This is a genomic window from Agreia pratensis, assembly GCF_900177685.1.
Classification (GTDB): Bacteria; Actinomycetota; Actinomycetes; order Actinomycetales; family Microbacteriaceae; genus Agreia; species Agreia pratensis.
In genome coordinates, this window is sequence record NZ_FXAY01000001.1 from 192,042 (window position 1) to 204,225 (window position 12,184).

At 65.7% G+C, this 12,184-nt stretch carries 11 protein-coding genes; 1 reads left to right on the forward strand and 10 read right to left on the reverse strand.

The annotated features are described in order from the left end of the window. The first annotated feature begins 6 nt into the window (after positions 1–6). Positions 7–1,008, forward strand: coding sequence for a 2-phospho-L-lactate transferase (gene cofD / locus B9Y86_RS00945; protein ID WP_085482078.1), 1,002 nt, complete (start codon positions 7–9; stop codon positions 1,006–1,008). On the opposite strand, the gene B9Y86_RS00950 is transcribed toward cofD, so the two are convergent. The 10 genes from B9Y86_RS00950 to B9Y86_RS00995 form a co-directional block, all read right to left on the reverse strand. Beyond that, positions 1,005–2,501, reverse strand: a complete 1,497-nt coding sequence (locus B9Y86_RS00950) for a carboxyl transferase domain-containing protein (protein ID WP_085482080.1) — start codon at positions 2,499–2,501, stop codon at positions 1,005–1,007. The genes cofD and B9Y86_RS00950 overlap by 4 nt on opposite strands. Next, entirely contained in the window at positions 2,498–3,721 is a 1,224-nt protein-coding gene (locus B9Y86_RS00955; RefSeq protein WP_085482082.1) for a CaiB/BaiF CoA transferase family protein, read from the reverse strand. The genes B9Y86_RS00950 and B9Y86_RS00955 overlap by 4 nt, the downstream gene beginning before the upstream one ends. Then, positions 3,718–5,274 (reverse strand): carboxylesterase/lipase family protein, encoded by a 1,557-nt coding sequence (locus tag B9Y86_RS00960; protein ID WP_085482084.1) that lies wholly within the window; start codon positions 5,272–5,274, stop codon positions 3,718–3,720. The genes B9Y86_RS00955 and B9Y86_RS00960 overlap by 4 nt, the downstream gene beginning before the upstream one ends. Continuing rightward, the gene (locus B9Y86_RS00965) at positions 5,271–6,155 is read right to left on the reverse strand and encodes an ATP-binding cassette domain-containing protein (protein WP_085482086.1); all 885 of its coding nucleotides are present in this window, start codon (positions 6,153–6,155) and stop codon (positions 5,271–5,273) included. The genes B9Y86_RS00960 and B9Y86_RS00965 overlap by 4 nt, the downstream gene beginning before the upstream one ends. Next, positions 6,152–8,008 (reverse strand): dipeptide/oligopeptide/nickel ABC transporter permease/ATP-binding protein, encoded by a 1,857-nt coding sequence (locus B9Y86_RS00970; protein ID WP_085482088.1) that lies wholly within the window; start codon positions 8,006–8,008, stop codon positions 6,152–6,154. Before B9Y86_RS00970 ends, B9Y86_RS00965 begins: the two co-directional genes overlap by 4 nt. Further along, positions 8,005–8,946 carry an ABC transporter permease gene (locus B9Y86_RS00975; protein ID WP_085482090.1) on the reverse strand — a complete coding sequence of 314 codons (942 nt, stop codon included), beginning with the start codon at positions 8,944–8,946 and terminating at the stop codon, positions 8,005–8,007. The genes B9Y86_RS00970 and B9Y86_RS00975 overlap by 4 nt, the downstream gene beginning before the upstream one ends. Before the next feature lie 68 nt (positions 8,947–9,014). Further along, positions 9,015–10,544 (reverse strand): ABC transporter substrate-binding protein, encoded by a 1,530-nt coding sequence (locus B9Y86_RS00980; RefSeq protein ID WP_085482092.1) that lies wholly within the window; start codon positions 10,542–10,544, stop codon positions 9,015–9,017. Positions 10,545–10,683: 139 nt separating this feature from the next. Beyond that, on the reverse strand, positions 10,684–11,301 hold the full coding sequence (locus B9Y86_RS00985; protein ID WP_085482094.1) for a TetR/AcrR family transcriptional regulator: 618 nt from the start codon (positions 11,299–11,301) through the stop codon (positions 10,684–10,686). A 78-nt stretch (positions 11,302–11,379) separates the two neighbouring features. Beyond that, positions 11,380–11,829 (reverse strand): hypothetical protein, encoded by a 450-nt coding sequence (locus B9Y86_RS00990; protein ID WP_085482096.1) that lies wholly within the window; start codon positions 11,827–11,829, stop codon positions 11,380–11,382. Continuing rightward, positions 11,826–12,140, reverse strand: a complete 315-nt coding sequence (locus tag B9Y86_RS00995) for a hypothetical protein (protein WP_085482098.1) — start codon at positions 12,138–12,140, stop codon at positions 11,826–11,828. The genes B9Y86_RS00990 and B9Y86_RS00995 overlap by 4 nt, the downstream gene beginning before the upstream one ends. Positions 12,141–12,184 lie beyond the last annotated feature (44 nt).

The window sequence follows — 12,184 nt, forward strand, 5'->3', positions numbered from 1 at the left end:
CGACTGGTGAAGATCGCCGTACTCGCGGGAGGTGTCGGCGGGGCCAAGTTCCTGCGGGGACTCCGCCATCATCTGTCCATCGTCCACCCCGACGGCGAGGGTGGCCACACCGACGATGTGAGCGCGATCGTCAACACCGGCGACGACGTATGGCTCACCGGCCTGAAGGTCTGCCCGGACCTCGACTCCATCATGTACTCGCTCGCCGGCGCGAACGACGAGGTGCGCGGCTGGGGCAGGGCGGGCGAATCCGAGCGCGTGAGCGCTGAGCTCACCGCTTTCGGCGTGGGCTGGCCCTGGTTCACCCTGGGCGACCTCGACCTCGGTACGCACATCGCCCGCTCGCACTTCCTGCGCGAGGGGCTTCGACTCACCGAGGCGACCGAGCGCATCCAATCTCGATGGCCGTCGATCGGCGTGCGGCTGCTGCCGGTGACCGACGCCGACGTACCCACTTTCGTGTCTGTCACCGACGACGGTGTCGAGACTCAGATCCACTTCGAGGAGTGGTGGGTGAAGCATCGCGCAAACATTCCGACGAAGGGCTTCGTGCAGCGCGGCGTCGAGAACGCGAGCGTCACGCCCGAGGCGCGTGCCGCCATCCTCGACGCAGATGTCGTGCTGATCGCACCCTCGAACCCGGTCGTCTCGATCGGCACGACCCTCGACATTCCAGGCGTTCGTGACGCCCTTGCTGAGACCACGGCGCCCGTCGTCGGCGTCTCGCCCATCATCGACGGCTCGGCCGTGCGAGGGATGGCCGCCGCGTGCCTGAGCACGATCGGAGTCGGAGTCAGCGCCGAAGCGGTGGGCTTGCACTACGGCGCCCGCGCGAATGGCGGCATCCTCGATGCGTGGCTCGTCGACGCTACAGATGCGGCCGCCGTTCCCGCCCTTCATGGCGCAGGGATCCGTTCGCGGGCGGTGCCCCTCTGGATGCACGATGACGAGGTCAGCGGAGTGCTGGCCGCCACGGCACTGAAGACCGCGCGCGAGCTCGCGGGCTAGGCGAGCCCGAGTCGTCGGTATCGGGTGAGCCTGGCCTCAAGGCGAGGACTAGGACTCTGCTCGCGCAGCTCTGCCAAGAAGTACTCGAGACTAGACGAGACGCGCTCGCAGAACGCGGCGGCCTCATCCGCGGCATCCGGCAGTTCAGGAACAACCCAGTCAACGATGCCGTCAGCAAGCAGTGCGGCCGCGCCGATGCCCTGGGCTGCCGCCATCTGCGGGGCGTGCGTGACGTCTCGATGGACGATCGCGCTCGCCCCCTCGGGCGGAAGCGGAGACAGCCACGCGTGCCGACCGGCGAGCGTGCGGTCTGCAGGCAGAAGCGCGAGTGCCCCGCCGCCGGTTCCCTCGCCGAGAATCACCGAGATGGTCTGCCCCGGGTGCATCACCAGTTCGGCCAGGCAGCGCGCTATCTCTCCGGCCAGACCGCCCTCCTCGGCTTCAGTGGAGAGGGCAGCGCCAGGCGTATCGATCACCGTGACGAGCGGAAGTCGCAGATCCGTCGCCAACCGCATGCCCCGCCGCGCCTCGCGCAGCGCCGCCGGCCCGAGCGGCTTTCGAGCACGCTGCGCCTGCCGATCCTGCCCCATGACCACGCATGACATAGAGCCGAACTTCGCCAGCGCCAGCACCAGGCCCGGGTCGCGCTCTCCCTGACCAGTGCCGTTCAGGGGCACTACATGCCGAGCGCCGTGATGCAACAGCGCCCGGATGCCGGGACGGTCAGCTCGCCGGGAGATCAGAACGGAATCCCAGGTGTCGCCATCCACGCCATTCCAGCGCTCGGGCTCGGGCACCGGAGCAGCGGTAGAGGTGGAGCGGTCGAGCACGGTGAGCACTCGCGCGACGAGGTCAGGAAGCTGCCTGGGACTCGCGATTCCATCGATGAGGCCGTTTCGATACAGGTTTTCCGACGTCTGCACTCCCTCGGGGAACGCCTCGCCGTAGATAGCCTCGTACACGCGCGGGCCGAGGAACCCGATCAGGGCGTTCGGCTCGGCGATGGTGACGTTGCCGAGCGAGCCCCACGACGCGAACACGCCGCCCGTGGTGGGATGCCGGAGATAGACGAGGTACGGCAGCCCTGCGGCCTTATGCCTGGAGACTGCCGCCGAGATCTTCACCATCGATAGGAAGGCGAGGGTACCCTCCTGCATTCGGGTTCCGCCTGATGCAGGGCCGGCGAGAATGGGCAGTCCTTCGAGCGTGGCGCGCTCGATGGCGAGAACGAGTCGCTCGGCTGCGGCCAGGCCGATCGAGCCGCCGAGAAAACCGAACTCGCAAGCCACGATCGCCACCCTGCGCCCGCGAATCCGCCCTTCGCCGGTAAGAACCGACTCGTCGACGCCGGAGCGTTCCCGCGCCCGAGCCAGCTCGCCGCGATACGCGTCGTCGGGAGCCACGTCGATCGGCGCCACATCCCACGAGCGAAAACTGGCGGCATCCGTCAGCAGAGAGATCAGCTCGGTCGCGCTCGTGCGTGGTGCGGTCATCTCGTTGCGCCCTCCCCCAGCCATTCTCGAATAGACGGGCCGTGCTCGTCGAGCAGAGGCGGCGGGAGGTGGCGTCGCTTGGTCGTCTCCCTCTCAGCGTCGCCGTCTGTGGTGAAGAAGCGAATGGGCGGGCCGGGAAGCTCGATGGGGCCGAGCGTCGGATGTTCGACCTCGAGCAGCAGCCCCTGTGAGATCGCCTGATCCCACCGATAGACCTCGTCGAGGCTGCGCACGGTGCCCGCCGGGATGCCTGCTTCCGAAAGCGCCGCCAGCAGCTCGGCCGCGTTGAACGCGGCGAACGCTCGCTCGACGACCTCAATGGTGTGCCCGCGGTGACGCACCCTCTGGGCGTTGTCGACCAACAGCGGATCGGCGCCGTCGATGCCGAACCTCTCACAGAGGCGTTGCCAGAGCGACTCGTTGCCGACACTGATCTGCACGGACCCGTCCGCGCATTCGAACAGCCCGTAGGGCGCGATCGACGGATGGTGATTGCCCTGCGCCTGAGGAACCTCGTCGGCGACCGTCACCCGGGTGCCCTGAAAAGCGTGCACGCCGACGACGGCAGAGAGCAACGACGTTCGCACAACCGTGCCAACGCCCGTGGTCGTGCGCTCGATGAGCGCCGCCAGTACCCCGTAGGCGCCGTACATTCCCGACAGCAGGTCCGCGATCGGAACACCCACCCGTTGGGGATCGTCGGGCCCGGATCCGGTGATCGACATGAGACCTGCCTCGCCCTGAACGATCTGGTCGTAGCCAGCGCGGGCCGCCTCAGGTCCGTCATGGCCGAAGCCCGTGATCGAGAGGATCACGAGCCGAGGATTGATCTCGTGCAGCCGGGTCATCGAGAGGCCGAGCCTGTCCATGACTCCCGTGCGGAAGTTCTCGATCACCACGTCGGCACGCTCAAGAAGCGCCGTGAGAATCCGGATGTCCGCCGCCGACTTCAAGTCGAGGGCGAGGGATTCCTTGTTTCGGTTGCACGAGAGGAAGTAGCTCGACTGCCGATCGTTCTCCGGCCCGACGAACGGCGGTCCCCAGCGGCGGGTCTCGTCACCCGAGCCCACCGCCTCGATCTTCACGACGCGAGCGCCGAGGTCACCGAGCATCATGCCGGCGTGCGGGCCGGCCAGTGCTCTGCTGAGATCGACGACGAGGGTGCCGGCGAGGGGGCCGGTCGACGCCGCCTCGTCACCCGAGACGATGTCGTGGGTCATGATGCGCTCACCTCTGCCGCCTCGAGCCAGAACCGACGGAGGCCCGCGAGCGGATCATTCAGGAGCGCGGGCTGAGTGTTCAGTTCCATCGTCGAACGATCACTCGGCTCGTATGGCACCCACTCCGGCAAGGCCGCCGACACCGGCACACCCGTGTCTGCGAAGCGCACCCAGGTCGCGCTCATCCAGTCAGAGAGCTGCTGCGGCGGATGTTCGCCGACCAGCGACACCGCCTCGATTCGATCGAGCTGCCGAAAGACGAAGGGAACATCGAGCACATGGCAGGCGCCCATCCGGCCGTTGAACAGCGGGGTCTCCCAGGTGAACAGATAGGCGAAGGTTTTGGCTGCGCCGGACGCGCGCGCATCGAGCAGACGATTCGTAGGCTGTCGGTACAGCCTGTCAGTCAGGAGCGATTCGAGCATCTGCCGGCTACGAGGCTGCTGACCGAGCTCCTCGGCGAGGACTCCCTCGTAGTCAGCTGCGCGACCACTGGCATCCGCCGAAAATTCCTCGGCAAGAACCGCCGTGATCTTGGCTTCGGTCGCCTCGACGGATTCTCCGTCTCCCGACATCGGCTCGGTGAAGAACGAGGCCTCATTGCGATTCGTGCCCACGAGAAGGGGCACGTCGGCGTTGACTCCCCGACGCACGGCATCCAGCGGCAGTTCCGACAACACCCTGCCGTCGATCGTCGGCTGGAATGGAAGCGCGAGGCCGACGACTCCCTTGGCGAACTCGTCGGCGAAGCGCTGCTGAGCGGCAAGCAACTCCTGCAGTGGCATGTCGAGGAGACGTGAGGCGGTCTGCTCGGTCAGACCAGCCGCATCGAGGAAGCCCGCCGTTATCGCCTCCGACTCCGGCAGACCACGAGCGCGCTCGGCCGTTCCGCTCTGCACGATGGCGCGGTGGAACAGCCCCTCCGACCGGGGCGTGCCAAGCAGGGTGGCAACGGCGGCGCCCCCGGCCGATTCGCCGAAGACCGTCACGCACTGCGGATCACCACCGAAGGCGGCGATGTTGTCGCGCACCCATTCGAGTGCCGCGATCTGATCGAGCACCCCGAGATTGCCCGCATCGGCGAATTCGTCGCCGAGCAGGTGCCCCAGCTGCAGATAGCCCAGTGCGCCCAGCCTGTAGTTGATCGAGACTACGACCACGTCGAAGGTGGCCGCCAGTTCTGCTCCGTTGTTGAGGCCGCTCGAGTTGGAGCCACCGACGTAGCCGCCGCCGTGGATCCACACCATGACAGGGCGGGCCAGGGCGTCCGCTCGCGGAGTCCAGACGTTCAGGTTGAGGCAGTCCTCTTCCGAACTCGGCGGCTGAAAGTAGTCGTTGGCCGTCATGAACGGATCGGGGTTCTGCGGTGCAGCAGGGCCGAATTTCTTCGCATCGAGTTCTCCAGCCCAGGGAGCAACAGGCTGCGGAGGCCGGAAGCGCAACTCTCCGACAGGCGACGCGGCGAACGGAATGCCGAGGTAGCACTGAACGTCGGCGCGCTTGGTGAGTGACGTCGATCCCTGAATCACACCCGACGCGAGAACCAGCCTCATCGAACGGTCTCTCGGGCGGCATCCGATGCCCGCTGTGATGCGAGAAGAGCGTGCCGCTCGGAGCGGCGCACCGCCTGCCTCTTCGGGTGGGGAACAGGAGCGGCCATCAGAAGGCGCTGGGTGTACGGATGCTCGGGCGCACCCGTGACCGCGGCGGCATCTCCCGTCTCGACGATCTCACCGCGGTACATCACTGCGACGCGATGGCTGATGTGCCGAACGACGCTCAGATCGTGCGAGACGAAGAGGTAGGCCACGCCGGTCTTCTCCTGGATGTCGATGAACAGGTCGAGCACGCGGGCCTGCGTCGAGAGGTCGAGCGCCGAGACCGGCTCGTCGCAGACGACGAGGCGGGGGCGCAGGGCGAGAGCTCTGGCGATCGCGACACGTTGCCTTTGCCCGCCGGAGAACTCGCGCGGCAGACGATCCGCGGCATCCGACGGCAGATTGACCAGGTCGAGAAGCTCGCGAATACGATCCCGAGCGGCGATTCGGGCAGTCCCCGAGGTGAGAAGAGGCTCCGCGAGAATGTCGCCGATGGTCATCGCCGGGTTGAGCGACGTATACGGGTCTTGGAACACGACCTGAATGTCTGCGCTCAGCGCACGTCGATCCGCGCGCGACAGCCGGGTCGTGTCGCGCCCGTCGAAGCTGATCGAGCCGCCCGCGATCGGTGCGAGCCCGAGCACAGCGCGGCCGATGGTCGTCTTACCCGAGCCCGACTCGCCCACGAGGCCCATGGTCTCGCCGGGCAGGATGTCGAGGGAGACGCCCTTCAGCGCCTTGAACGGCGGGCGGCGCCATCCTTTGACGGGGAACTCGACCTCGAGCCCGCTGATGGTCAGAAGCGGCTGCTCTGCAACACTCGCGACGTCGGTCATCGTGCTGTTCCTCTCGATGAAACGGGTCGCGTACTGCGCGCCGCGCGCGGCTCGGTGTCCTCGAGGGTCGAGGAGAGCAGCATCCGGGTGTAGGGGTTGTGCGGGTCGTCGAACAGTTCGAGCGCATCGGCCTGCTCGACGAGCCGCCCGGCCTGCATGACAGCCACGCGATCACAGATGTCGGCCACGACACCGAAGTTGTGAGTCACCATGATCATGCCCATGCTGCGCTCTCGCTGCAGGCCGCGCAGCAGGTCGAGAACCTCGGCCTGCACGGTCACGTCGAGGGCGGTCGTGGGCTCGTCAGCGATCAGCAGTTCGGGGTCGCACGCAACGGCGCCCGCGATGAGCACTCGCTGTGCCATCCCACCCGAGACCTCGTGCGGGTAGGCGTCGAAGGTTCGACGAGGATCGGCGATGCCCACACGATCGAGCAGCTCGAGCGCCTTCGTCTTCGCCGCGGGGCGGCTCAGGCCGAGGATGTGCCTCATCGGTTCCACGAGCTGGAATCCGAGGGTGAAGCTCGGGTCGAGATTCGACATCGGCTCCTGAGGAATGTATCCGAACTGGCGGCCCCTGAGCGCGGCCGCACCATGCGCCGCGCCGTCGGCCGAAGCGATCGTGCGCGCCGCGAACGAGATGGTGCCGCCGAGAATCGCGCCGGTGTCGGGAAGCAGTCCGAGGATCGAGAAAGCCGTCTGAGACTTGCCCGAGCCGGACTCGCCGACGAGACCGAGCACCTCGCCGCGGTCGACGTGCAGCGAGACGCCGTCGACGACGATGGTCGTACTGCCATCCGGCTGCGGATATCCGACCTGAAGATCGCGCACCACCAGGAGCGCGTCGCTCGGCTCGATGTCTTCCTGGCCTCCGTCGCGGGGCGAGATGACAGCTGCGGTCGCGGCCGTGCTCAAATCGAGACGGCGTGTCGATGTCTCCTCCTCGTTCGTCGGCTTGCGACGTCGCGTCTTCCGCGCGGGTTCCGCTCCCTGCACGGTGTCGCGCAGCGCGGCGCCGAAGATGGCGAGCGAACCCACCGTGAGGCCGATGATCAGACCCGGCCAGAGAATCATGGTGGGCGCCACGTAGATGTTCGAGAACGCCTCGCTCAGCATCTGCCCCCAGCTCGCGGTCGACGAGTCGCCCACACCGAGGAATTCGAGGCCAGCCTGAAGCACGATGGCGATTCCGGCGATCATGGATGCCTGGATCACCAGCGGCGCCCGGATCACCCCGAGTACGTGGCGCGAGATGATCCGGTAGTCGCTGAGTCCGGAGACCTTGGCGGCATCGATGTAGAGCTCGCGGCGCACGGAGACGACACCGGACCGGGTCAACCGGAATACGCCCGGTGAGAGGAGAGCACCGAAGGTCACCATGACGCCGACCATTCCCGGGCCGATCACCGAGATCAGGGCGAGAACCACGATGAGTCCGGGCATGGCCATCAGCAGACTGGCGAACCAGCTCGAGAGAGAGTCGAACCAACCCTGGAAGTAGCCGGCGATCAGACCGGTGGGGATTCCGATAGCGAGGGCCGTCGCGAGCGCGATGAGGGCCCCGATGAGACTGACCCTGGCGCCGAAGAAGAGACGAGCGAGAACGTCTCGACCCGACGCATCCGCACCCAGCAAATGCTCACCGAAAGGCGGGGCAAGTGCGTCGTTGAGGTCGGCCCGGCCCGGATCCCATCCGGTGATCTGGCCGGCGAAAACGGCACTGAGCACGACCAAGGCGAGGATGACCAGCGACACCACCGCCATGGGGTTCTTGAGAACGCGTCGGTAGAGCTTCTGCCTGCCGGAGGCGACGACGGGAACGACCGCGTCTGCCGGGATCACTACTTCACTCATGAGACACGCGCCTTCGGATTGAGCCACCCGGTCAGCAGATCGATGACCAGGTTGACGATGACGACGAGAACGACCATAACGACGACGAGCCCGAGAATTTGTGGAAGGTCACCCTGGAGGGTGGCATTCACGGCCAGGCTGCCGATCCCCGGCAGGGCGAAGATCTTCTCGATGATGATGGCGCCGCCCAGGAGCCCGACGAACTGCAGAGAAAGAACAGTGAGCGCGGGAGGTGCGGCGTTGCGGAGGACGTGCCTGAAGAGTAGGGAGCGGTGGCTGATGCCCCGGCTGCGCAGTGTGCGCACATAATCCTGCCTCAGCACGTCGATGGTGGCGCCTCGAACCTGTTGCGCCGTGGAGGCGATGGTGCCGACGACGAGCGCCGCGACAGGCAAGATGAGCCCGAGTGCCCAGCGGCCCGGATCAGTTGTGAACGGCACGAAGCCCGTCGCAGGAAGCAGCTTCAGGTTGACCGCGAACACGGTCACCAGGATCAGGGCCACCCAGAAGTTCGGCAGCGCGAAGCCGAGTACTGCGAACATCTGAACGAAGCGGTCGATCCAGCCCCTCTTCACAGCCGCCGTGACTCCGAGAATCGCGCTGAGGATCGCGGTCACGAGGATGGCCGTGATCACGACCGACAGAGACACGGGGAATTTGTTGGCGAGAGAGGTCATCACCGGTTCATTGGTGAACCAGGACCGGCCGAAGTCGCCCGTGATGGCGGCCCCGAGCCAGTCGACGTAACGCACAGCCAGGGGCTGATCGAGCCCGAGCTCGGCAGATTTGGCTGCGACCTGCTCGACGGTCGCCCCGTCTCCCAGAATGTTTCGGGCCGGATCTCCTCCGGTCATGCTCATCAGCAGGAATGTCATGGTCGCGATCACGAACACGAGTACAACGGCCGCGCCGAGCCGGCGAAGCAAGAATGTCGCCATGGTCTCTCTTCTTCCTCGAAGGTGGTGGGGGCGGGTGGCGCCGGATCATCCGACGCCACCCGAGGTACTCAGCTGGCGGGCGCGTAGTTCCAGATATACGGAACGACGTTCTGCGGCTGCATGGTGACCGTGGTCTTGGCGGAGCTCAGGTAGATGTTGTTCTGCACGTACCACGGGGCGAACCACGCCTTGTCGACGACGAAAGCGCTCAGCTTCTGGAAGGCGGCATCGGCGTCGGCACCGGTGGAGCTCTGCGCCGCTGCGATCAGGGAGTCGAGCTCTGGGTCCTGGTTCTTCATCATGTTCCACGGGGCCGTCGGCGTGAGGAGCTTGATCGTGTCCTGCCAGGAGTTGGAAGACCCCCAGGAGAAGACGAATACGGGGAACTCTCCACTGATCAGGCGTGAGATCGTCTGGTCAGCAGAGACGGGCTCGGTGGTGACTCGGATGCCGACGTCTTTCAGTGACTGCACCGTGATCGTGGTCACATCGGAGAATCCAGCGAGATCGGGGAGCACGAGATCGAACCCATCGGCGTAGCCTGCCTCGGCGAGAAGCTTCTTGGCCTTTGCCGGGTCGTACGGATAGGCATCGTCGAGCGACTTGTCGTACGCCTGGCTGCTGGGGTTGAAGATCTGCGTGGTCGACTCCCCCTCGCCCAGACGGATCGACTTAAGGATCGCGTCGCCGTCGATCGCGTAGTTCAGCGCCTGACGCACTCGCTCATCGGCCAGTGCTGGGACCTTGGCGCCCGCCCGGTCGACGATGAAAAGGCCCTGCCAATCGCCGAGCATCTTGCCGACGGTCAGACCGCTCGCCTGCGCTTCGGCCATGCTTTTCGCGTCGGCGCTCGCGGCATCGATCTCGCCGGCCTTCAGCGCATTGAGTCGAGCAGTGAGGTCTGAGAGAGGCTTGATCACGATGCTGTCGTATGGGAAGGCCTCGGCGTTCCAATAGTCGGCATTGCGCTTGTAGGTGTACTGACTGCCCGTCACTGTCGCGGCGGTGTCGAGAACGTAGGGGCCGCTGCCCACCGGCGTCGTCTTGAGCGAACCGGTGGAGAGTTGCGCCGGCGACGCCATCATTCCCGAAACGAGCGCGAGGTTGCGCAGAAGTGCCGGATCCGGGGCCTTGAGCACCAGCACGACCTCGGTCGGGCTGGTGACCTCGACAGAAGAGACCGACGCGAGCGTGATCGAGTTCTGCCCTGTGCCGGTGGCGAAGTGGTCGAGGTTCGCCTTCACTGCGTCTGCGTTGAAGGCCTCGCCATCGGTGAAGGTGACATCGTCTCGGAGCGTCAGGGTGAGACGGGTGTTGTCATCGTTGTAGCTGAAAGCCGACGCGAGCCACGGCGTGATCTCCAGCTTCGAATCGATGTGCAGGAGGGAGTCGTAGACGGGCTGCATGTACTGCAGCCGGTTTCCGAACTCGGCATCGGCCGTGTCCCATGAGGTGGCGTCTACCGTCGCGCCCAGAGTAAGCGTTCCTCCCGTCGACGCGGCGGCATCGGTGGAGGCCGGGGACCCGGCGGAGCATCCAGCGAGCATAAGACTCGCTGCGACGACAAGCGCCCCGAGCCCGAGAATCGATCTCTTCATGTCTGTCTCTCTTCGTTGAGTGAAATGGCGCCTGGCGAAGACTGATCGCCGCGTCCGGTGATTAACATACCGTGTACTCGGTCGGTAAATCAATCGAAAAAAAAGAGCCACCCCGAAGGATGGCTCTTTTGAGCGCGGGTCAGGCTGCGGCCGGTTTCATCGCCATCGACTCGACGAGCGCCCGGGCGACGAGATCGAATGCGGCTCCCATGTCGACCTGCGCGTTGTAGATCCACTGCAGCTGGATGCCATCCATCAATGCGATCAAGGCCGACGACAGCACCTCGAGATCGGCGTCGGGGCGGATCTCACCACGCTGGATGCCGATCGACAGCGCACCGACCAGCCTGTTGCGGAGCCTGTCGTATCGCGCCTTCATGTAGTCGTGGCCCGGATGGTCGACAGAGGTGCTTTCGGCGACAAGCACGGCGAAAAGCCTGACAGACACTCGGTTCTTGGAGTTCTGCACGATCAGCTCGCGAAGCCCCGTGATCACATCAGCCCCGCCCAGGCTCAGCGGGCCGATCAACAGGGCATCGTCGTCTCGATTGTGCTGCTCGAGCACCGCTACCAGGAGTTCGTCTTTCGAATTGAAGTGGTGCAGCAGCCCCGACTGAGTCACACCTGCCCGTTCGGCGATGTTCGCCAGCGACGCGCCTCGATAGCCAGACTCGGCGAACAGCTGCTCGGCCGCGGTCAGGATGGCGTTCTTCGTCTGCTCACCCTTGACGTTGTTCTGGCCCAGTTTTGCGCCCATGAGTCGACTCCGCTCTGATTCTTCGACTCGCCCAGCCTATATCCAGACCGACCACAAGGTCGGGTACTTGACAGGCGACTATTCCGTTCCCGGCCTCTTGAAGGCCGAGTGGTCGATCGCGCGCTGGCGCTGCCTGAACCTCGGTGGTTCGAAGGGCAGCGAGGCTTCCTGCGGCGCACCGTCAGATTGAGACGGGGACGCGAGCCCGGTCGTCTCCATTGTCGTGGTCATCTGAGAAGCCTCCGAGACACGAGCCTCATGGGCCAGCGCAGCGGCGCGCCTGGCTACGACGAGCAGTGTCGCGCGAAAAGCCAGTGCCGCGACGATGGCGAAGAGGCCCGCGGTGACGGCAACGGGCGCGAGCGAGAAGATCATCTGAGTCACGGCGAAACCCTCGTTATTCGGCCCGCCACCCATGCCGAGGCGGTTCACCGACCAGGCCAGAGCCGCGACGCCGCCGACGATGAGGACGGCGGCCAGAGCCCAGAGCGCGATCTCGAATGGGTTCACACGATTTCGGTGATTCATAGCCCTACTCTTCCATGCACGGGCCTCACGGCTGGCCACGCTCTGATGGCGAGGGCGACGACGATCGAGAGGAGGCCCGCGGTCATCACTGGCGGAGCCAGGCCGAGAACGGTGTGCACCTGAACGTAGTCGTATCGTTCGGCACAGTTGCCCATCGCGTCGCAGTAGTACCCACCGTTCGCGAGCGACAGAGTGCCGTTGGCCCAGCCGGCGCCCCAGACTGCGGCCGCGATAGCCAGCACGCCGAAGACCCACAACGCGACCTCGAACGGATTGACTCGGCGGCCTGGTAGCTGCTCGGAAGGCTCCATTCCACGACCCTGTCAGGTGGGCGCGGTCGACGGAAGCCATTGCG

Bases quoted from the DNA above. Each gene is read 5' to 3' on its own strand.
- B9Y86_RS00995 (WP_085482098.1), bottom strand. From the start codon at position 12,140: ATGGAGCCTTCCGAGCAGCTACCAGGCCGCCGAGTCAATCCGTTCGAG.
- B9Y86_RS00985 (WP_085482094.1), bottom strand. From the start codon at position 11,301: ATGGGCGCAAAACTGGGCCAGAACAACGTCAAGGGTGAGCAGACGAAG.
- B9Y86_RS00955 (WP_085482082.1), bottom strand. From the start codon at position 3,721: ATGACCCACGACATCGTCTCGGGTGACGAGGCGGCGTCGACCGGCCCC.
- B9Y86_RS00970 (WP_085482088.1), bottom strand. From the start codon at position 8,008: ATGAGTGAAGTAGTGATCCCGGCAGACGCGGTCGTTCCCGTCGTCGCC.
- B9Y86_RS00975 (WP_085482090.1), bottom strand. From the start codon at position 8,946: ATGGCGACATTCTTGCTTCGCCGGCTCGGCGCGGCCGTTGTACTCGTG.
- B9Y86_RS00965 (WP_085482086.1), bottom strand. From the start codon at position 6,155: ATGACCGACGTCGCGAGTGTTGCAGAGCAGCCGCTTCTGACCATCAGC.
- B9Y86_RS00950 (WP_085482080.1), bottom strand. From the start codon at position 2,501: ATGACCGCACCACGCACGAGCGCGACCGAGCTGATCTCTCTGCTGACG.
- B9Y86_RS00990 (WP_085482096.1), bottom strand. From the start codon at position 11,829: ATGAATCACCGAAATCGTGTGAACCCATTCGAGATCGCGCTCTGGGCT.
- B9Y86_RS00980 (WP_085482092.1), bottom strand. From the start codon at position 10,544: ATGAAGAGATCGATTCTCGGGCTCGGGGCGCTTGTCGTCGCAGCGAGT.
- B9Y86_RS00960 (WP_085482084.1), bottom strand. From the start codon at position 5,274: ATGAGGCTGGTTCTCGCGTCGGGTGTGATTCAGGGATCGACGTCACTC.